This is a genomic window from Marinagarivorans algicola (assembly GCF_001292705.1).
Lineage (GTDB): Bacteria > Pseudomonadota > Gammaproteobacteria > Pseudomonadales > Cellvibrionaceae > Marinagarivorans > Marinagarivorans algicola.
This window is the reverse complement of record NZ_LGAK01000024.1, coordinates 43,641-65,586: the sequence shown is the minus strand read 5'-3', so window position 1 is coordinate 65,586 and position 21,946 is coordinate 43,641. Positions and strand designations below refer to the sequence as shown.

Sequence of the window (21,946 nt, the reverse complement as noted above, 5' to 3'; positions counted from 1 at the left end):
TAGTGCCTGCTCTCCGTATCATATACCTATTTAAAATACCATGCCGTCAATCAACTTTCGATCTATTCGCTTTGGCGCGCTCGCTATAACACTACTGTTATTGGCCGCTTCTTTTGGAATTCCACCCAAAAAACTCACATTGCATCCACTCAATACGACCACTCTTAATGTCTACAGCGATCAATGGGATAGCGGCAACAGTATCAATACTTGGAGTGACCCTCAGTCATTCACAGCAGAGTGCACACTCAAAACAGGCGCCAGCTATCGCTTTTGCGGTATCGCACTAAAGTTTTACAATCACCCTAAAGTCCCACAAGCCTCTAACGACCAGCAAGATGCAATCGGCATTACTGGAATCGACCTCAGTCAATATAAAGGCCTTGAGGTCGATTTTGCCTATGAGGGCGAGGCACAACGCATTCGTATTGCCATGCGTAATGTCGAGTTTGATTTAATACAAACAACACAACTGCATCATGCTAAACAGATCGAAGCCTACATTGAGCGCGATGAGTTTAATGCGCCTGTATTTATCGATTTTGAGCTTTTAAATATCTCGGATTGGTGGGTTATTGATAATAACATTCGACGCAATGAAACCCGCCCAGCTTTTAACAACATCATGGAAATCATATTGCACTTACCAGAAGCTACACCTTTAGGTAAGCACACCCTAACCATCAAGCGTGTAACTGCCATCGGCGATAGAATTAACCAGTACGAGCTTTATCGTGGGCTTATTGCTTTTTGGACACTATTTATTATTGCTGAAATGCTGTCTTATACCATTTATATGCGCCGCGAAAACGATAAAATTTCAACCTCATTACAAGTACTCAAAGAAGACTATGAGTCACTGAAAATGTTTGCCGAGCAAGACCCACTCACTAAAAGCCTCAATCGCAGAGGTATAGAGCTTTACGCCTCAAGTTTACTGCAATCAACATCATTAATTCACTATTGGCTATGTATTTTTCAAGTTGATAATTACAAAAAAATCTGCGATACCTACGGCCAAGCTACAGGCGACTCGCTCTTAAAAGACTTAACCGAAGCGATTAAGCACATTTTGGCACAAAATGATGAACTAGGACGATGGAGTGGAGAGAGCTTTGTTTTTTTTAGTGCAGGAGGTACGCGGCAAGATATATTCAATCACTGTGAAATTATTCGTAAAACGATGAATCGCCATACCTTTAGAGCTAACGGAAAGCCAATTCCTTATATCAGCCTTAGCTTTGGTATTACGCGCTTAGCCATGGACGAGAGCTTTGAGCACAACTTCAAAAAAGCCGACGACGCACTACAAAGCGCCAAAAAAAATGGCCGCGACCAAACCGCTGTCGCAGCCTACTAACGATTAAGATTTTTTAGCTGAGACAATATGCAGGCCGAAGACTTTTGCGGTAAAGATTCGACAAATCCCCTTCAAATACAACTTAAAGTCTTGCACATGCTTTTCACTGGTCATCGTGGTTAGCATGGTTCTATGTGCATTCAAGTTTTTTAGCCAATGCTCATTAATCGTTTTATTATAATGACTAATCGGGATATCCAATATCTCTTCTAGCTGAAAGCTATTGTTATCTAACAAATCTAATTCATCGCGCAAGGTGCGGTAATTTCCGGTATAGGCATACACTTTATTAATATGCTGGCTCAACTTATCTATCGCGTGCTTATGCTTAGAATGACGAAAGTGAAGCTCTTTATTAACCATAATACCGCCTGTTTTTAATAACTGACTGGCTTTCCTAAAAAAGCCATCAAGATCATTAAAATGGACAATAACTTCATCGCTATAAATAGCATCAAATTGTTTAACACTTCTCAATTCTTGCCAATGCACTACCTCAAAAGTACATTGTGCGTTATATTTTTTAGCACGCGCTTCAGCAACCGGTATCGCCATAGGCGATATGGTAATACCATGGCCAGTTACTTTATACTTCTGGCATAAGTACACCAAAGGGCCGCCCCAGCCGCAACCCACATCTAGGATATGCATGCCGGGCTTTAGGTTCATCATACGTGCAAATTCATCGAGTTTTCGTTCTTGGGCTTGCGTTAAGCTGGAACCCTCCTCCCACATGCAGCAAGAATAATGATTCCATTCTCCGCCGGTGATTATTTTAAAAAAATCTGAATCCACCTCATAGTGATACGCAATACGATCTATCTCTTCCTCCATATTATACTTTTGATAAAGATTCCTAGCTTCACTAGGTGCAGACTCAATTAAATCCATCATTCGACTTTGCATATTTTACCTTTTCAACTTTATGGTCTTGACTATTGTGCACTTGCACATTATTTCCTTGAATACCCTTTAGTCAGTCCCACAATAGGGCAGTGCCTCGCTAGGCATAATGGATAAGTCTAAAATCTTTTTGAATTCTTTTTTAGTAGGCATATAAAAAGTACTTTTCATACTAACGACTACACGACCACGTGAATTGTATATCTTCCCTTCAACATTAATAAATCGCCAAAATTTCCTTGTGACGACGGCATTGGCTTTCACTTCCTCCCCAACACGTATACGGCTAAAAAATTGTGTTTTACTTGATAAGGTCACAGCAAATGTTCTAAACCGATCAAAGACAGCATAGGCTAACAGCTCATCTAAAATTGCAAAGCTAATACCACCGTGCAAAGCTTGTGGATAGCCTTCAAATTTTTTAGCTGTCAACCAATGGCATGAGACACCTGAAACGGCATCATGATGAATCTTGAGCTGTAAACCATGTGCATTGCCTGGCGAGGTCACGAATCCATTAAACACATCTGATGCCGAACCCGGTGGAATTAATTGATCACCTAGCTCAGGTAATACGGAGGTATTTTTTTTGCGTGGTAGAATTTGCTTGAACATTCGATTCGCAATGATGGCTAACATTGAAAAATCAGGTAAAGAGTGAAATAGAGTCATAAAACAATCTCATATCTTCCTGCTAAACTATTGCTTAGCAGGTCTTTTATCATTGGTAAATATAACATGCAATATTTACTTCCATTTATAAAAAATCCGGCGCCATTAATTTCGATGCATTAAACGATAATTTAATGACACCCATATTATTGGTAACAATTATTATCTAAATCAAATAATTTACCATCAAAAAACTACCAATAAAAAATTTACACGCCATGATAGAATAAAAGACGCTCACTTATATTTTAAAGATCAAAAAACAGACTATTATTCAGCTAGACTCTACCTATCAACTAACACTCGAGCACTCGCCAATACTTATACCCCAGTCGATCTACACGCCTGAATCATTGCATTGAGTTCAGGAATACACGAACCGCAATTAGTGCCACATTTGAGCACTTGTCCCAAAGCCTCAGCACTCTGGCAGCCACTACGAATTTTTCGATTGATTGTATTGGTACCCACTTGGTAACAAGCGCATACCACAGCTCCCTGATCTTCATCATCGCAACCAGTATTACCCGCCAAAATGGAATAACGCACGCCATCTTCAATAGACTCACCCAACTGGTCGTTAAGCCATCGACTTTCAGTTGGTCCTATATGACCTTGATTGGCGTTAAATACAACGACCAATGCCGACGCCACAAAACCTGCCGCACGATAGTATTCACCCTGACTGTCTTGTAGCTCTTGCCATTGTTCAACTTCGGGGTATTGCTGTTTTAACCAATGATCGAAAGCAATTGATTGCACGCCCGCCACTCGAAAAACATAACCTTTTTGAACGGTGATTTTTGCCCAGTAATCGCATTGTGGCTCATGATTTTTAGTTGTCACTAAAAATCCCGTCCATTGAGTGTTATGCCGTACGATACTTACTGGAGTGTGTTTAAACTCTGGTTGACCGCAAATAGGGTCTACAAAAGGGTTTACTAAAGCATCAGCACGAGCACTTGAGGCATACTTGGCATTCCAGTGCATTGGGGCAAAAATCTCACCCGCACGCTGAGCAGCGTTTATTTTGACACGTCCAATATAGCGCGCTCCGCGATTGCCCAACTCAACTAACTGCCCTTCTAGTAAGTTTAATTGGCGAGCATCTTGCGGGTGAATATCCACATAAGGCTCTTGGGTATGTGCCAATAAATGAGGAGCCGTTCCGGTTCGTGACATCGTATGCCATTGATCGCGAATACGCCCAGTATTCATAATGACTTCATTCCTTTGAGCTTGTAATACTGGCAAGCGCGCTGTGATGGCAATAAAGTTAGCTTTACCGCTAGGCGTAAAAAAAGAACCCGTAGAAAACAAACGCTGGGTACCATTAGGATTAGCCTGATTTACAGGCCACTGAATAGGTAATAAATTACTGTACTGCTTTAGCGTAATATCAGCCATCGCCGAAATATCAAAAGCACGTGCTGGTGTTTGCTTTCTTGTATTATTAAGTGCCGATAGCGCTGCATGCTCTTTGAAAATATCTATAGTATGCAAATAGTCAAAACCTTTAAAACCCATTTTTTGGGCAAAGAGGCTTATAATCTGCCAGTCATGTTTTGCCTCACCTGCTGGTGGTAAAAAGCCTTTTTGTAAGCTTATGCAGCGCTCAGAGTTTGTTACAGTTCCGTTTTTTTCACCCCAGCCTGTTGCAGGGAGTAATACGTGAGCAGCTTTTGCAGTGTCGGTATCAGCGATCACTTCACTCACCATAACAAGCTCGCACTTTTGCAGCGCTTGCTTAACAAAGTCAGCATCAGGCATGCTCACAACAGGGTTAGTGGCCATAATCCAAATGGCTTTAATTTTACCCTCATCAATCGCTTTAAACATATCAACGGCTTTTAAGCCTTCTGTTTGAGCCATGTTAGGTGCTTGCCAAAATTGTGCAACGCGGTCTATATCGGCCTGATCGTCAAACCCCATATGTGCCGCCAACTGATTGGCCAAACCACCCACCTCGCGCCCGCCCATGGCATTGGGCTGCCCTGTTATCGAAAAAGGGCAAGCACCTTCTTTACCAATTTTACCTGTTGCTAGGTGGCAATTAATAATAGCGTTACCTTTATCAACACCCGATGAGGATTGATTAATGCCCTGTGAAAACAGTGTGACCACTTTTTTATTTTGAGCAAATAGGCGATAGACCTCAGCAATAAGATCAACACTTGCATCGCATGCCGCGGCGGCAGCATGAATATTATTGACTTGCTTTTGGGCAGCGCTTAATGCCGCCTCAAAGCCTTGCGTATGCTCGGCAATATAGTGTGCATCACAATAGTTATGCTGCGCTAAATAGCTGAGTAACCCATTAAAAAAGTAAGCGTCACTCCCTGGTGCCAATGGTATATGAATATCGGCAATATCACAGGTTGCTGTACGCCTTGGATCAAGTACAACGATTTTTAAGTGCGGGCGCTCTTGTTTGGCCTTAGCAATACGCTGAAATGTCACAGGATGCGCATACGCAGCATTAGAGCCTACTAAAATCAGCACATCAGTTTTTTCTAAATCTTCATAACATCCGGGTACCACATCGCTGCCAAAAGCACGCTTATGTGATACCACCGCACTTGCCATACACAGACGACTGTTAGTATCAACATTCGCCGTGCCGATAAAACCTTTTATCAATTTATTGGCCACGTAATAATCTTCTGTTAATAATTGCCCACTCAGATAAAAAGCAACACTATCAGGCCCGTATTTACTGATAATATCTTGAAAACTTCTCGCACTGTAGCTCAGCGCCTGTTCCCAGCTAACCTCCTGATTATGCACACGAGGTCGAAGTAAACGCTCAGGCGAATGTTGAGTCTGATGGAGAGATGAGCCTTTAACGCATAAGCGTCCAAAATTAGCTGGGTGATCTTCACGGCCCTGTACCGCAATCACTTGATTATTTTGTATTGTAGCTGTGACACCACACCCCACCCCGCAATAACAGCAAGTCGTATGCTCCTTATTAATAGATGTCGCCTGTTGCTGTAGCGTACCCTCGGGTACGGCTGTAGTAATTAAAGATGACATAAGCCTAAACCTAAAAATATAAAAATCGAAATCTGTCTTGTATGAAATTTAGCGCGACAAAGATGATGACAATATTAATTTAAAATACTGAAAATAAATGACGTTATAAATTAAATAGTTTTATTCATAGGTAGTGCCATCATTGATGGCAGCTGCGTGCAAAAACGACGACCCATAAGTAATTGAGGCATTGCTTGAATAACGGATATTTGCCGCTCCATCAACTCAAAAAAATATTGCCCATCACGTACATCGCCAAAAAAAACAATGCCTACAATACAATTATTTTTGAGTAATAATTTTCGATAAATATTGCGCGCCGAATCGACAAATATAAATGCACGATGCTCAGGCGATGTTAGCCATTCGCCGGCTGAAAATACCTGTACACCAGACACTTTTAATTTAGTCGCCACAGGCGTATTTTGATATGCCGTCTGCATGCCTCTTACAAGGCGATCCGCCACGCTGATACAATGCTGCCAAATAGGTTCAACCAAACCAAAAGTTTTACCTTTATGCTCCGCGCATTCACCAATCGCACTAATATGAGGGTCACTGGTCACTAAGAAGTCATTCACTGCGATGCCGTATTGCCCTTGGAGCCCAGCCTCGATACCTAGCTCAGCATTCGGTGTGATGCCTGTCGCTATCACCGCGACATCACAAGGCAGTATTTCTCCGCTGGTTAGTTGCGCACTCTCTACACGGATTTGGCCATTAAAGCGGGCCACTTGTGCTGCCAATTTTAACACTACGCCTTTATGTGTCATGACTCTAGCGAGCATAGCAGCGGCCGCTTCATCTAGCTGACGGTTTAACAACCAAGCACTTCGGTGCACCAAAACCACCTGTAAGCCACGTACCGCCATACCGTAAGCCGCCTCTAAGCCCAGTAAGCCTCCGCCAATAACCACGGCATGCTTGGCCGTTTGACTTAGCGATAGTATCGTATCGACATCTGCTAAGGTTCTAAATGCCATCACACCTGCAATATTTTGGTTAAGAGCAGGAAGATGTGCAGGCCTTGAGCCTGTAGCAATAATAAGGTGGTCGTACGGTATACGCTCGTCGTTAGCACATAAGACATGACACTGTTGGCGGTTAATTTGGGTTACACGAATGCCTGCCATAAAACGCATACCCTGCTGGGCATACCAAGATGCAGGCTTTTGGATAATACTCATAGCAGAGGTCGTACCCGCCAATACCGAGGACAGCATAATACGGTTATAACTACCACAGGTTTCATCGCCAATTATTGTGATATCAAAAAGGCTATGGCCGCTCTTAGGCTTTACGGTGTCACGGGCGATAAGCTCATCAATAATGCGCCCAGCAGCCATGCCATTACCGACAATAACCAACCGTTTTTTGTACGTTTTTCGTTCAGACATGAGCCCGTTTAACCTATACGCTAATGATACTGTTGCGAATACAAACAGCATGAAGTGACCGCAACTGAGTGGTCGAGCCAAGACAAGGCTTAAACCTATCTCATTGAATACGCCTGGATACATGTACCAAAGCAGTGATGTGCCAACGAGATATCGCCCTGAAAGGGTGCACTGCAATTGTCAGTCATCGCTCAACAGCGATCAAAAACGATCACACACATACAATATCGCACCAATTTAAGGCTGAACGACTGCTATTGAGACCCTCTCACACCACGATACTGCTCAAGCAATTACCAAGCCATCGCAATGAGCCTCTAAAACAGGCCGCATAAATGATTGAAAAATGAACTATTTATACATTACCAAGACTCAGTTGTAGCGCAGTCATAAGCTCTCAAATAACAGCGAAAGCATGCTGCGCAAAACACAACAGTAAATTGTGTTGCTATCACGATAATCTCACAACGAGCAGAGTTCTCACGAGGAGTTACTGAAGGTGACAAAACATTAAGCCTGAGAATTAAAAGTTACCAAAGGTGACGATAATTGCTGTTAATAATGAGAGATATTGCTCATTATTTAATAGAACGTCAGAGCTTATGACACATCTCAAAAATAAGCGTAAGATAGATACATAGTAGTGGATATATTATTCACTTATAAGATCAAAGGTTATTGAATAACGTTTGATTACACGACAAAATATGACGTAAGACATGAGGTTAAAGCGTGTCAAGTTGCGCTCTTATTTTAAACAAATGATGCTGTATATTGGGATAAGTCGTTTGCTTATAGTTAAACATAGCGAGCTCTAATAATTATTTAGGTATTTATGCTGTATAAAAAATTATCATTTTGACGTATATAAAATTTATTTTTCAAAAACCTGCGGTATCTTAAACTCAATAAATTTCAAACTGAAAAAATAAAATTATCTTTACTTTAAATAATCAGTTCGAATTGCGATAAAAACCAACTAAATAATCTTTTAAAAATATCATCGACATAATTTATTTTTAAATACTATTAACTTATAGATAAAAGCCATAATTGTTACTGTTTTTTATATTAATTGTTACAGTTTTTTATAAGCAATTAATATAGGGTACACCGCTAACATGCGAATACTTACAGCTATACAATCAGCTTATTTGGCTAAGGATACAATAATGAAATTTACTAAAACTTTAATCGCTGCCTCATTTGCACTGACTTCGACACACAGCTTTGCTGCCGCCTTTCAATTGGCCGAACAAAATGCCTCAGGCCTAGGCCGCGCTTATGCTGGTGAAGCCTCTTCTGCAGACGACGCTTCTGTTGTTGCTCGCAACCCAGCACTAATGACATTATTCACCGATAAGCAATTTAGTATCGCCGCCAGTAGTGTTATGCCTGATGTTAGCCTAAAAGGTACGGGCACCAATAACGGCATGGATGCAAGCGTATTAAACGATAGCAGTATTGCACCTAGTGCTATTATTCCTGCGGCGTATTTTACTATGCCTCTAAATGAGCGAGTTGCATTGGGCTTTGGAGCATTTTCTAATTTTGGCTTAGCCACTAAGTTTGATAGTGATTATGCAGCAGGTCAAATTGCTGGCGAAACTGAAATTGTCACTATCAATATTAATACGAGCGTTGCCTACAAAGCCACTGAGCAATTAAGTGTTGCTCTTGGCTTAAACTATATTTATGCCGACGCGAAAATTATTCGTAAATTTGGTGCGACCAATACTGGTATTCCGGCATCTGCAGATGCCGTCAACTTGCAAGGTGATGACACAGGCTATGGCTTTAATGTAGGTTTAATGTATCAACTAGACGACAATAGTCGCTTTGGTTTTCATTACCGCTCAGAAACAGATATCACCTTTACAGGCGATTACTCAAATCAATTGCCCACAGCTGTAACGCCACTCGGCCTCAACGGCATGGCTGTATTACCCGGCCTTGTCAATCTATCATTACCCGCTATTGCTGAAGTATCTGGCTCTCACCAGCTTAATGAAGCGATAGGCGTGCACTACAGTGCCCTATGGACAGGCTGGAGCAGCTTTAAAACATTAGAATCAGAAATCACACTACCTTCTGGCGCTAAAGCTATCGCATTCAGTAAAGACGAAAGCTTTTCTAATGCTATGCGTTATTCAATTGGTGCAGATTACCAATACAGCCCTAAACTATTATTGCGCACCGGTATTGCTTTTGACGAATCACCGGTCTCGCAAGAGCACCTATCTATCTCAATCCCTGATACAGATCGTTTTTGGCTATCATTTGGCGGTAACTATGCAATCACCGAGCATTCAAACTTTGATTTAGGCTTGAGCATAATACGCGGAAAAACACAAAGATTTAGTGAAGAGGATAACATCGGTAACGAATGGTCCTTCCAGTCAAAAGGCCATGCATTACTGTTTGCCGCACAATATAACTATAAGTTTTAGGCTATCACATAGACGCTCCTAGCGGGCGTCATAAAAATTGTATTGCACCTCTATACCCCACGCATGACCCAAGGAGCGTTAACCTATTAACGGTTTAACGCTCTTAATTGTCTTCTATTTTATCGTCATCCTCATTATGCTCTACGTAGCACGCCTAGCATTCCGCACTACACGCCGCTATGCTGACAGGTAAATACTCACAGCTATAGCCACCGATTTTAGCGGCAGGCTCAATTGAGCCGAACGACACAAGACACCGAATAACCCACTCAAAAAGCAGCCCACCGCCGGGTCAGTAGATGCCAAATAAACAATGATATAGCTCAAGATCGATAAAGGTCATACAATGAAATGCATCATCGTACAGCTTCATATAGACAAAAATACTCGCTACACACTGAAAAACTGCCTGCAGGCTATTCGCGCCATTGGCCGATACCCTGAAGTAGAGCCTGAAGAAGACAACCCTAGTATTATCAATCTCAACTTTTTTACCGAAGATGCTGTCATTTTTTGGGCTGATTTCCAACAAAAAATACTCAATAGTACGCCTTGCGGTGATTGGCTCAAAGAAGTCGCCATTGTGGTGTGCGAAGGCGAATATGGCTGGAACGATGCACTATTATTGGCGCACTATGATGACAGTGAAAAACTCGACCTACTCTAACATTATACGCTGCACACCCGCTAGCTACTCACCCGCTAACTCCCCACCTAATACCCGCAGCGGCCATCGCGTGTAAAAGCCAGAGCAGGTATACACTAGAAGCGCCTCTCACTTGGCGCTAAACTGACGCACTAGAGGTCACTATTCAAGTTACCGCAATATTTTTATTCATTATTTGGAGTACGCTTTATGTCATCTGCTGTTCGCTCTTTTAGAGGTATAAGCCCTGTTCTCAAGACGGGTGTCTTTATTGACCCGAGTGCCGTGGTAATAGGCGACGTGGAGCTCGGCGAAGACTGCTCTGTATGGCCTTGCGCTGTCATTAGAGGCGATATGCACCACATTCGCATAGGTGCGCGCACCAGTGTGCAAGATAACGCCATTTTACATATTACCCATGCCAGCGATTTTAACCACAAAGGCTGGCCATTAGTAATTGGAGATGACGTTACCATCGGTCATGGCGCTTGCCTGCATGGCTGTACAATCGGAAATCGAGTATTAATTGGTATTGGTGCAACAGTACTCGATGGCGCCGAAATACCCGACGAAGTTATGATTGGTGCCGGCAGTTTAGTACCACCAGGCAAAAAATTAGACAGTGGCTTTTTATATATGGGTAGCCCTTGCAAAAAAAGCCGCCCACTAAAAGATAGCGAGCGTGCCTTTTTTAAATATTCGGCACAAAACTACATTACCCTAAAAAATGAATATTTAGCCGAAGATAAAAGCTAGTTGCACCATGCTTACATTATTTGCCCGTAAGCACAGAGCAGCGCATAATATAAAGCTAAAGCATAATGAAAAATATTGAACAAACGATGATAACCGTCAATATTCATAGCTTTTAAATTATGCCGCTATTTTATAGGCGGCATAATTTTCTCTAAAAAGAATAACCCAAAGTTAGCGCAATATTATTAACGGTATAGGCTTGCTCTCGATTACCACCAAACGTAACATCAGCCTCCATCATGGTATATTCAATGGCCACACTCATTTCATTGCTAACCATAAACTCGCCACCAAAACCAAAGTAAAAGCTATTGTCCTCATCACTCGCGTATAGAGTATTGTTCATATATTGAGCTTCAGCATCCCAAAACATGACGCCTACTTTGGCATAAATACTCGCTGTATCACCAACAGGTATTCCACCTAACACACCCACTGAATATCCCTCAAGGCTTAACCCATCGGTGTGCGACCCCGTATTGTCTGCAAATAGTTGCTCGATTTCGCCTAAATTATCATAGCGAAATTCTGCTGCAAAATTTTGATTAAAGCGCAGTAAGCCACCTAGACCATAACTTGTCGCCGAGTCATCAAAAGCATAATTGCCATCACCAAATTCATGGCTAGCACTACCAACGCTAGCAAATACCTTGAGCTGTTGCTCGGCGTAAGAGGTTGCAGCCATAACACTCATAGTGGATAGCGCTACACTTAAACAAAGTACTTTTTTCAATTTCATTATTTGAGATCTCATTAATAAATTCACCTGTTATCAAGCACTAACAGCTTACACATGAGCGCTCAATTACGCTCAGCAAGACTGCTCTGTATAACGGCATCATCTACTAGTAAAACTTAACCTTAGCTTAATTTAATACTAAGCAGTGCTTACGCAAACGCTTGACCACTTCAGTTATACTCATCAGTGAGTATTTGAGCGCTCACTTGTAAGCGCGTGAGCTAACTGGGTATACATGAACGTAATTTAGGCGCTCGTATAAATGAATTTACCGTAGAGTATCTGAGCGCCTTTATGATCATCGCCAAAATATTGGCCTACATCAACCGTAATATAAAATCGCGGGTGTATCAGTATTTAAAATGGCTATTTATTACGTGGAGGATTGCCATAAATCTTTTCAGCTCGATTAAACAATACCCAAGAGGTAAGAATATATTTATCGTTAGATTTAGGAATGCAACCTCGATGCGTATGAGTAAAGTAAGCGGGTGCTATCACCATATTGCCCTTTTTCGGCTCAATTTTTCGCTGTTGATAAAAAAATTCTGTCTCACCGCCGTCTTCAACATCATTGAGATAAAACATAAAAAGTAATATGCGATGTAAAGCTTCATTATGACCAGCTTGTGGATACACTTCACTATGCCAATAGGGATAACCGCCCTGATCGATGGTATATTTTTGCGCTTGAATATCGCCCAAACGCAATAACTGACCCATCAGTATACGCAATTGTGGCTTACCCACTTCAGCAAAGTTATCTACGGTTAAATCAACTGGGGCTCCCGTATTAGGATGATAAACTTTTAACCCAAAAGCACCAATTAGAATAAAAAAATGCTCTTCAAGATAGTTTAATAAATGATGGGCAGTAACAGTTTGGATATGCCTAAGTGGTTTTGCATAATTAGCATGCGTATTCAAGTAGAGGTCTTTGCTATTTTTTTTTGCGAGGTCGATACCACCGCTGGTGAGCCCCTGCTTTAAATGAGGGCTTTGCTCAAACATATCGATAAAATCATCACAAAATTCAGAACTCAAAGCACCATTATACACTCGGATAAAGTCCGTCATTTTTACTACCACTCATAATTATTCTACATCAAATTTATTATCAATGAGCCATCCAAAAGATGCATTATATAATTTTTTTTATGATGGTAAGCGTCACACAATCTACCACAATCCGCACCTTCAAAAATGCTGCATCACTGGGTACTCAGTAATGATGCCAACAATACTTGTAATACTAGCGCCATATACTAGCGAACAAGCCGTAGCATCGCATACCAGTGACTCTGACGACCACACTTTGATTTTTAGCCCGTCTCAAAAATCGCAAACATCAACACTGGCACACCATAAAATAGTAGAATACCCCCTCAACCATGGACTCTATAAAGGAGAGTAACCAATGAACACCCAAGTATTAGTGGGCTTACTCGCATGTGCTGCTCTGGCCGGTTGCGACGGCGCTGAAGCGCTATGTGATGACCAAAAATTTGATTGCACGCCAAAATGTGATACGCAAAAATTTGACTGTACTCCTCTTGGCAGCAGCCAAATCAGCATAAGCAGTGATGCCTCTATCAGTAGTACTGCTGCTGCCAGTAGCGTCGATAATATCGACCCTTACACGGCAAATAGCAGCTCTGAGAGTGCATCGAAGGTTTCAAGTGAAGCGAATAGCAGTGCAAGCTTGCCCAGCCCCCCCTTATCTATTGCCTCGGAATGTTTTATCGAATTTTCACCAGGCGACAGTACTTATGCGCAATGGAATAGCAACTGCACATCGTATAGCCGCGAAGCCTATGACGACCCTTACTCGCCAGAGCCTATTGCGTTTTATAGCCGCTATGTAGAATTCACCCTAGATAGCATCGAAGACCTTGGCTTTAGTGCTTTTGGTGGTAACTCTACCTACCTCTACCTTTTAGATGCCGTAACCGGCGATGTCTTAAAATCGGACTATAGAGAGCTAGATGTATCCGCGATAGAAGCAGGTCACTATGTGTTAGAAATTTCTGGCGCCAATGTAACAAGCTTTACTCTAGATTCGACAAAAATTGATTTTGGTACCCCTGAGTGTTATTTACCTCTCACTGTAAACCAAAGCGTTGCCACGAGTTGGCGCCCAGAATGCACCTCTAATATTCGGGATTATATAGACCCTTACCAAGAGTCAAATGCAATCGCTCACCGTGCACGCTTTTTTAACTTTGAAATAGAAGATAACGGTGATGTAGAAATACAAGTCGATAGCGCAGCACAGTATTACATGTACCTTTACAGCGGCACTAACGATGCCACGATCCCGCTTTATTCTGGCTCAAATGATAAAGCAGTTAGCCTGGAACCGGGCTCTTATACATTAGAAGTAGCCACCTATAGTAAAGATGATGTGGGTGAATTTAACGTACGCGTTGAGCAACTTGATTCAAACCAACAATGCGAGCAAGCCGCTATATTTAACAGCACACTAGCTGGTGGATGGATTGGCAATTGCCTCAAAAAATCAACATTCACTAATAATGACCCCTATGCGCCGAGCAATGATAGCTATGCCCGCTATTACGCAATAGATTTAGACTCCCCCAGTGATATGCAGTTATCTCTGAAAACCGAGAGCTTTGGTGCTAAAGCTTTAGCCATCTATAACAAAGGTGATCTCCATACACCTATTGAGTTTAATTCATCTGATTTTTTACGTACATTAAATATCGACATTCGCCTAGAGGCCGGTGAATATATTATTGAGACCCTAAGCAATGATCTTAAGCAATATCAAATACGTATTGATCAACTAGATTCAACAACAAGCTGTGAGCAATCAATAGAGCTAAACGTACCTTATCAGGGCTTAAGCGACTCAGGCTGCCCAATGGCTCTGCCGGTCACCGATAACATCGACCCGTACGCACTAAATCCCAATGGTTATGTGAGTAATCGCTTTAACTTTTCACTGATGGAGCCACAGGCTTTATCGGTCAGTACACGAGGCGATCTAAGCTCCAATCCGTTTGCGCTCTATCGTAGCCTTCCGGGTAGCGAACCCTTAATTATTGCTGCTAGGCCAACAGATTATTTTAGCTCTCCATCCACTGTGAAAAAAGCTCTCGGTAAAGGTGATTATTTTGTAGATATTTGGGTTGACAATAACAGCGCGCCCCGTAATTTCGAGCTGAATGTTAATACAACAAATAACTCAGAATGTGAAAGCTTTTTACCTTTATCAAAAAATATTAGCACTCAATTATTTCGCTTTTGTAACAGCATTCAAAAGCCGCGTGACACCTCAAATGACGACCCTTATACCTTCAATAATACTGGGTACTTTTATAGTCAGCGCTTTACCTTTGCGGTATTAGAAGAGGGTGAATATCAGCTCGATATTAATGGCAGCTTTAGGCCTGAAGTCTATTATTGGCCAAGTAATAAAAATGAAGACGTGACTCGTGTGACCGGATCGCAAATTTTAATGGATTTAACGACTGGCTATTACACTATTGAAGTGACCTCTGAAAGCTCAGATGTGCTCGGTTCGTTTACTATTAAAGCCACTAAACCTTAGCTTAAAAGGTTATGACAATAAAAAGGGCCACCCTAGGGTGGCCCTTTTTATTGTCGGCTTGCTTGTCTATATAGATTTTTTGCTGCTTTATATTTTGGGTAATACCTGAGTATATTTTGTAACTCCGCCTTGCAGCGATCATATTCTTTTTGCTGATACAACCATTGCGCTAATTTAAAGCGAGCCCCGATATGATAGGGGTTAATCATTAAAAACTGCTGTATATTATCTATTGCGCTTTGCGTATCTCGATTTTGCTCATAAGTAATAACAGCATAGTCGTACCGAGCGCGCTCATTATAGGCATTAATGTTTATCGCTCGCTCTAGCTTTAGCGGGTCATATTCTTTCTTCCCTTGATAAGCCAAGCGCTGTGATACAAAGCTTGCACAACTGAGCGCCATTAAAAAAATAGCAGTTACACACATAAGGCATCTAACACTCGAAACTAACGGCAAGACACATAAAGGCCTTGCTGGCACTTGAGCTAAGGCGCCTATAGCCGCAAGCAATATTAAGCCAAACCATAAGCTACCTGGGTTTGAAAATACCGCCGAAAATAATGCATTAAACAATAAAGCCAGTATTGCTATGCAATAGGCTGGCGCCCAATAATTACCCCTAGCGGTATCACCATTAGATACCCACACAGATCGCACTGCAATAACGCCAACCCAAATACCTAATATTAAAAAGAGTACGCCACCTAACCAACCTATTTCACTGGTTATTTTTAATAAAAAATTATGCGGCGTTCTTAATATTCTACGCTCACTAACAAACGCAGAAGCTTGAGAGGTGCCCGCCTTAGCGTACAAGGGGTGGATATATTCAAAATTATTTAAACCAACACCTAGAGGGTTATCGGCAATCATGATTGCTGTATTTTTAAACATACCCACACGGTTACTAGTAGCCCTATTAAAGCTACTCGCACTCACCGTTCGCTCTAATTTTTTCGCTAAATAATCACCTTTAACCCCAAAATATTGCACAATAAACACCGCACAAAGCAAAACACCTAGTAATGCTACAGCCTGCCAAGCCTTTTGCTTATGCTTTAACAAAAAGACAATAGCAAGCAATACAATTGCCCCAGTCAAGCCCAGCAAAGAGGCACGCACGGCAGATTCGGCCAAAATAAGGGCGCTCGCCATTAATAAAATAAGGCTGCCGTACCTAATCCATCCAGTATATTTTATGGTGCCCAAAAATAATAAAGGAATCCAGAATATGTACACTTGCCCTGCATGATTGATAAACCCTAAAGGCGTATAAGCGCCATGACTATAAGGCAAGCCCAAAAGATATCGCTCAATAACAAGTACTACAAAAAAACTACACGATGATGTAAAAGCCACCCAAAAAGGAAGATCGCTATAAGACTCTAGTTGAATATCTTTAATCAAAAAATACAACGCCACTGCCAACACGCTATATCTCAAAAAAAGCTCAATAGCAGCGCCAAAATTAGGCGCCCAAAAAACACTCAAACCACAGAGTATTAATACACTCAAGCATAAGCAGCCTTTGATATGGAGTGTAATATTGGCTCGCTCAATCACTATACGTACAGTAACAAATATCGACAACGCGACATCTAGTAACCACCACTTAGGTGCATCATGCTGATAGTACAGCTGGCTATGGTGTACCGTACTCACCAAAGCACTAAAAAAACACCAATAAAGCAACCAAGGCTTTGTAAAGCACAATGATTTCATACCAGCCATAACCTTCGACATAACTTTTCCTTTTTAAATAATTGGCCTGGCCTTAATGGCTACCCAGTAAAACATAGATAAGTGAGTATATAAAAAGAGCTAGCAACTCTTTTTTACGCATACCTCACAAATGCAAGCCTGCGGCTGGCCAAAATCATTAGCATTAGGCACTTGCAATAATAAAGCGGTTGAGAATTTTAACTCAGGGTTAAAACACCAGCAACTTGCATCATTTTTACCGCAAGCAACTTCGGTCATTTGGGCGCAATGATTATTATTGCCGCATAATGGGCACTGACTAGGCGTTTTTGATGGTACTGATGTGATTTTCATGCGAGGGCTTATACTTTTGCAATAGCTGCTGATAGAGGGAGTATTATTGATCAGTACTCATGCAGCAACGTTTATATTTTCTGCCGCTACCACACAGGCATGGAGCATTTTTATAGGGTTTTATAGCCTGCTCAATAGCAGCAGTATCTTGTGCATAAAATGCAGATAGTGCGGCATATACTTGCGGGTGCTTTTCTTTAAGGAGCTTAGGTCGCTCAAAAAAATACTCAGAGGCAACAGCAAAAAATTCTGCTCGATTGGTCGCCCCATAATCGGGAATATTGCTTGTACCTTGTATTATTTCTTCTACTTTAATTTTGACCAGCTCAAACCAAGGAATCGAAAACGCATGCGCTTTTAAGCGCTCGGGGAAGCCATCACATTCACCATCGGCCATATCAATAAGGTGTACAAATTCGTGAATGCCTACATTTTGTTTATCTTGGGCATTGGCAAAACCGGCGTGTAAATCGGGCCGGCTAAGCACTAATTTACCCGCCATAACGCCAGTACCTACCATACCTGTAATACAAGAATCTGGCTGATTAAACTCTAAATTAGCATTAAAAGCCTGCGGTAATAAATAGACCGAAACTAAATTAAAATAATGCCATTTGGGATAAGCCCATACGGGGATAATGGCACTCGCCGCCACCAATAAACAATCTTCATTGGTGACGGTCAAACCGCCACCTTCAACGCGGATCGTTTGCAAAAACAGCAACACACGGTGCTCAAATATTTTTTTATCACAGTCTTTTAAAGTACGATAAAAGTCAACATTATTGTGTAAATAATCACTCCAATCACTGTGCCATTGCATTGTGATAGGCTTGCTAGATAGCCCTAAAAAGCTCGCTATTTTTTGCCAAAGGCTTCGCCACATACGTCTACCGCACTATTGATACCGGTTTTGCGCTATTAGGGTTCACATAATAACGCCACATCTTAGTGAGCATATCGCTTATCACACCCTTAAACCCAGTATAAAATATTAAGTACAGCCTATACGCGCTTACCCACTAATAAACCGCCCCACACTACCGCACGATCACCGTTGCCGTCTTTCACCTCTGAACTATGACCGCGCACACTGTAACTGACGTAATAGCCACTGGCAAAAGCTTTTGTAAAGCCTAGCCAACCCTCAACAATCACATGGTGCAATTCACTCCCGCCATAAGTCACAACAGAGTCTCTAAATTGCCCTTGCAAAAAGACGTTGTAAGCACGTGCCTTAACCGTGGCGCCGCCCCAAAAAAACCATTCGCTATGGCTGCGATTAATGCTGGCTGATGATTCGGCGTAGCTCGCAATTTCGGGACTAAAGGTTTGCCATTGCGAATTGATTTTGCCTGTTCTAAAACTTAAGCCCCAGCTCGCCTCGGTGATATAACCTACCGATGCGGTTTGAGTTTGACGAAATTCAGTATTGGGAGTGCCTACCTTTAACAAGCGCTGGCGTGATACTAAGTAACGTAACGTAGGCTCACCACCCGAAGATATTTGATGATCCCAGCCCCCAGGCGTATCGCCATTTAAGATATCGTGGGTTGTACGCTGCACTTGGCCCACCGCTTGTAAACCTAAAATGCCGTAAGTCAACTGTGTACGCAATAATCCGCGACCATCGGCGCTCATTTTTTGCATATTCGTACTCATATAAACCAAGCTCGCAAAAGGCCGGTCATCGTGGTTGGGTGCGCTCTGGGTAATATTTTCGGGCGTAAAACCATACAAACCAAATTCAACACCACCACAATCGCCTTTTTTATTAGCACCGTCTAAACCTACCTGACGATTAAACCAAGCCAACGGGGTATGACTATTGCGCTTTAACAAACTGGGTTTGGCGTAACTAAAACTCAAGCCATAGGTATAATCTTGGTCGCGTCCAATAGGGACAAATAAATCGTTCTCATACGTAAACCCCCAACGCGCAGTATCAGTCGGCATTTGAGTTGGCAAGGCTTCTGGTGTTGCGATTCTTGCCTCTTGCGCTTGCGCGGTATGACTTAACACTACCCACATAAACAACATAGCCGCAAGCACTAGACGCGCAATAATGACCGATGCCGCTGTAGGAGTAACGTTGGCGGTTGAGTGAGGGGTTGAAAAGTACATCATTTACATCCATTACTGTTGATTTAAAATATGACCAGTCGTCTTTATTTATTACGTAAAAAATGACCAGTCGTCTTTAAAAAATATGGCATAGAATAGTGGTGACTTTAGCTATCATCTTATGTCACTCATCGAATGCGTATTACTTGTAACCTTGTCCATCGTAATTATTTGCAGCTTGCAGCGAAACCAGAGGCACCTAAGCATAGCGCTATGAGCACTGACTGGGCTGCAGACCCACTATATACACCTATGAGCAAGCCAATACCGCAGCTTGCATCACCAAAAATGCCTGCAAAGGCTTACAGGATTGCGCCGCTTTTGCGCGCATTAAAGCGCCTTCCCAGCCATTAAACAAGAACTCAGCCATTGTGTTGGCATCATGCAACGCATTAATTGTGCCGTCTTGCTGACCTGCCTTAATAGCCTCGGCTAGCATAGCAGTTAGGCGGTTAAGCGCTAAGTCCAGCGCCACTCTTATATCATCAGAAGCATCGGCCATTTCTTGGCACATGTTACCCAAAAAACAACCCTGCTTAAATTCATTATCTGTTGCGCAATCTAAATTGCCGTTAAAAAAATGGGTCAAGCGCTCTGTTGGCAAGAGGCTAGTATCTTCTAAAATCATCGCGGCATGCTCACGCTCTTCAGCACTGGCATACTCAATCGCCTCTATGGCAAATTGCTCTTTACTCTCAAAATAATTATAAAAAGAACCTTTAGGCACGCCCGCAGCATCAACAATATGTTTTACGCTAGTGCCGTTATAGCCTGTTGCTTTCATAACCTCCATGCCGGCCAATAATATGGCTTCTTTTTTATCTTCACGCTTATTCATCGTATAGCCCTCTCGCTATCGCGTTGAGCCTTCACTGGCTATTTTAGCGACAGTGTTGGCTTTTATATACCCACTATAATATGACCGGTCGTCTTAAATTGCAACTGCTATTATTGCCTTTATGTGCACGCACATCACAAATAATAATATACTGGTTACTCACTGCCAGCTAGGTGGCATATAAAATTAGCTCATCACTATTTAATTAAGGCGCCCTCATGGACTACCAAGGCACTATTCGCTTCACCCTCCTCAGTCAAAGTAACGACGAAGTCACCTCAAAGATGCCCGTAGAAAAGGGCATCCTCAACCCTTTTGGTATTGTTAACGCAGGCGCTATCATCTGGTTTGCCGATGTCACTGCGTCGGTTCTACTACTTGAAAATAGCAATCCCCAAGAGGGAATGAAGGGCTTTCCACTAGCGATAAACATCAACGCCAATCTTATTGGAAACGCCAAAAGCGGCAACTTTTTTGCCACTTCTACCTACGTAAAGAAAGGCCGTACCGTGAGTGTTGTACACACGGTTGTCACCGATGAAAAACAAAATATTATTGCCGATGTCACCACCAATCATGTGTTGACACAATAGCCCATAATATCGCACGCAAAGCAAGGCTTGGACTGCGCACATTGAAAAGCGCTGAAGATTATTGTAAAAGCCGCACATCATATGGTGTGCGGCTTTTACATAACGCATTAATACTACGCTATTTTCGAATACCTTCTACCGATAAAAATAACTCAACCTCAGAAGCCGAAGCACCTAAGCTTTTCGTTAAGTCCATACCAAAATCTTGAGGTTTAATAGTAATACTGCCTTCAAAGCCATGACGATATCCACCCCAAGGGTCACTACCACCGCCAATATGCTCAACAGCAATTGTAATTGGCTTGGTTACACCGTGTAAGGTTAAGTTACCGCTTAAATCGGCTGTTTTTTCGCCTGTTGGTTTATAGCTCGTACTTACAAATTTAGCACTGGGGAAGGTACCAGTATCTAAAAACTTTTTGCCACGTAAGTGCTTATCGCGCTCAGCATGCATACTATCGATACTGGCAACATTAATATCTACAGTGACTTTATTTTTAGTGGGATCTTTAGCATCATAAGTAAATTCACCACCAAACTCATTAAAGCGGCCATACAACCAGCTATAACCTAAATGCTTAATCCTAAATTGTACAAAGGCATGCGCACCTTTTGTATCAATCACATAGTCATCCGCGAGTGCACTAGGCATTATTGCACTGGTAGCTACCGCGAATGCCAATGAAGCCGCGACAGCTTTGACTTTGTTATTGCTCTTTTTAGCTAGCGTTGATACTTGATTATTATTTAAAAAATTAAACATAACGTCTCCTCAGTATAATTAAAAAATCAGTAACTATT

18 protein-coding genes are annotated in these 21,946 nt (G+C 42.0%); 6 read left to right on the top strand and 12 right to left on the bottom strand.

Annotated elements, in window-relative coordinates; all coding sequences use genetic code 11:
• Window positions 1-40 precede the first annotated feature (40 nt).
• Window positions 41-1,360: a GGDEF domain-containing protein gene (locus AC438_RS09870; RefSeq protein WP_053981093.1), complete on the top strand. Its 1,320-nt coding sequence runs from the start codon at window positions 41-43 to the stop codon at window positions 1,358-1,360.
• A gap of 3 nt (window positions 1,361-1,363) precedes the next feature.
• On the opposite strand, the gene AC438_RS09865 is transcribed toward AC438_RS09870, so the two are convergent.
• From AC438_RS09865 to AC438_RS09850, 4 genes are all read right to left on the bottom strand, one after another.
• Complete coding sequence (locus tag AC438_RS09865; RefSeq protein ID WP_053981092.1) at window positions 1,364-2,266, bottom strand: SAM-dependent methyltransferase; 903 nt, start codon at window positions 2,264-2,266, stop codon at window positions 1,364-1,366.
• A 66-nt stretch (window positions 2,267-2,332) separates the two neighbouring features.
• Entirely contained in the window at window positions 2,333-2,935 is a 603-nt protein-coding gene (locus AC438_RS09860) for a PaaI family thioesterase (RefSeq protein WP_053981091.1), read from the bottom strand.
• A gap of 321 nt (window positions 2,936-3,256) precedes the next feature.
• Window positions 3,257-5,971, bottom strand: coding sequence for a nitrate reductase (locus AC438_RS09855; protein WP_053981090.1), 2,715 nt, complete (start codon window positions 5,969-5,971; stop codon window positions 3,257-3,259).
• Between the two features lie 110 nt (window positions 5,972-6,081).
• Window positions 6,082-7,368 carry an NAD(P)/FAD-dependent oxidoreductase gene (locus AC438_RS09850; protein ID WP_053981089.1) on the bottom strand — a complete coding sequence of 429 codons (1,287 nt, stop codon included), beginning with the start codon at window positions 7,366-7,368 and terminating at the stop codon, window positions 6,082-6,084.
• Between the two features lie 1,172 nt (window positions 7,369-8,540).
• Here AC438_RS09850 and AC438_RS09845 point away from each other — a divergent pair.
• The 3 genes from AC438_RS09845 to AC438_RS09835 all read left to right on the top strand — a co-directional run bounded on the left by AC438_RS09845 (window position 8,541) and on the right by AC438_RS09835 (window position 11,220).
• Window positions 8,541-9,818, top strand: coding sequence for an outer membrane protein transport protein (locus tag AC438_RS09845; protein ID WP_053981088.1), 1,278 nt, complete (start codon window positions 8,541-8,543; stop codon window positions 9,816-9,818).
• 346 nt (window positions 9,819-10,164) lie between these two features.
• Complete coding sequence (locus AC438_RS09840; protein ID WP_053981087.1) at window positions 10,165-10,485, top strand: hypothetical protein; 321 nt, start codon at window positions 10,165-10,167, stop codon at window positions 10,483-10,485.
• 189 nt (window positions 10,486-10,674) lie between these two features.
• The gene (locus tag AC438_RS09835) at window positions 10,675-11,220 is read left to right on the top strand and encodes a gamma carbonic anhydrase family protein (RefSeq protein ID WP_053981086.1); all 546 of its coding nucleotides are present in this window, start codon (window positions 10,675-10,677) and stop codon (window positions 11,218-11,220) included.
• Between the two features lie 151 nt (window positions 11,221-11,371).
• On the opposite strand, the gene AC438_RS09830 is transcribed toward AC438_RS09835, so the two are convergent.
• Window positions 11,372-11,959, bottom strand: coding sequence for a porin family protein (locus AC438_RS09830; protein ID WP_053981085.1), 588 nt, complete (start codon window positions 11,957-11,959; stop codon window positions 11,372-11,374).
• A gap of 366 nt (window positions 11,960-12,325) precedes the next feature.
• The gene (locus AC438_RS09825; RefSeq protein ID WP_053981084.1) at window positions 12,326-13,036 is read right to left on the bottom strand and encodes a 2OG-Fe(II) oxygenase; all 711 of its coding nucleotides are present in this window, start codon (window positions 13,034-13,036) and stop codon (window positions 12,326-12,328) included.
• 340 nt (window positions 13,037-13,376) lie between these two features.
• Between AC438_RS09825 and AC438_RS09820 the strand changes: the two genes are divergently transcribed.
• The gene (locus AC438_RS09820; RefSeq protein ID WP_053981083.1) at window positions 13,377-15,533 is read left to right on the top strand and encodes a hypothetical protein; all 2,157 of its coding nucleotides are present in this window, start codon (window positions 13,377-13,379) and stop codon (window positions 15,531-15,533) included.
• Window positions 15,534-15,580: 47 nt separating this feature from the next.
• On the opposite strand, the gene AC438_RS09815 is transcribed toward AC438_RS09820, so the two are convergent.
• The 5 genes from AC438_RS09815 to AC438_RS09795 form a co-directional block, all read right to left on the bottom strand.
• On the bottom strand, window positions 15,581-17,278 hold the full coding sequence (locus AC438_RS09815) for an O-antigen ligase family protein (protein ID WP_053981082.1): 1,698 nt from the start codon (window positions 17,276-17,278) through the stop codon (window positions 15,581-15,583).
• 78 nt (window positions 17,279-17,356) lie between these two features.
• Window positions 17,357-17,590: a cysteine-rich CWC family protein gene (locus tag AC438_RS17430; RefSeq protein WP_053981081.1), complete on the bottom strand. Its 234-nt coding sequence runs from the start codon at window positions 17,588-17,590 to the stop codon at window positions 17,357-17,359.
• A gap of 43 nt (window positions 17,591-17,633) precedes the next feature.
• Entirely contained in the window at window positions 17,634-18,476 is an 843-nt protein-coding gene (locus AC438_RS09805) for a zinc-dependent peptidase (protein ID WP_053981080.1), read from the bottom strand.
• A 119-nt stretch (window positions 18,477-18,595) separates the two neighbouring features.
• Window positions 18,596-19,717 carry a lipid A deacylase LpxR family protein gene (locus tag AC438_RS09800; protein ID WP_082354079.1) on the bottom strand — a complete coding sequence of 374 codons (1,122 nt, stop codon included), beginning with the start codon at window positions 19,715-19,717 and terminating at the stop codon, window positions 18,596-18,598.
• 247 nt (window positions 19,718-19,964) lie between these two features.
• A complete protein-coding gene (locus tag AC438_RS09795) occupies window positions 19,965-20,552 on the bottom strand; it encodes a TetR/AcrR family transcriptional regulator (RefSeq protein WP_053981078.1) in 588 nt (195 codons plus the stop codon).
• Between the two features lie 218 nt (window positions 20,553-20,770).
• Here AC438_RS09795 and AC438_RS09790 point away from each other — a divergent pair, with 218 nt between their 5' ends.
• Window positions 20,771-21,145 carry a PaaI family thioesterase gene (locus tag AC438_RS09790; protein WP_053981077.1) on the top strand — a complete coding sequence of 125 codons (375 nt, stop codon included), beginning with the start codon at window positions 20,771-20,773 and terminating at the stop codon, window positions 21,143-21,145.
• Between the two features lie 118 nt (window positions 21,146-21,263).
• Here AC438_RS09790 and AC438_RS09785 read toward each other — a convergent pair whose 3' ends face one another.
• The gene (locus tag AC438_RS09785; protein WP_082354078.1) at window positions 21,264-21,908 is read right to left on the bottom strand and encodes a YceI family protein; all 645 of its coding nucleotides are present in this window, start codon (window positions 21,906-21,908) and stop codon (window positions 21,264-21,266) included.
• Window positions 21,909-21,946 lie beyond the last annotated feature (38 nt).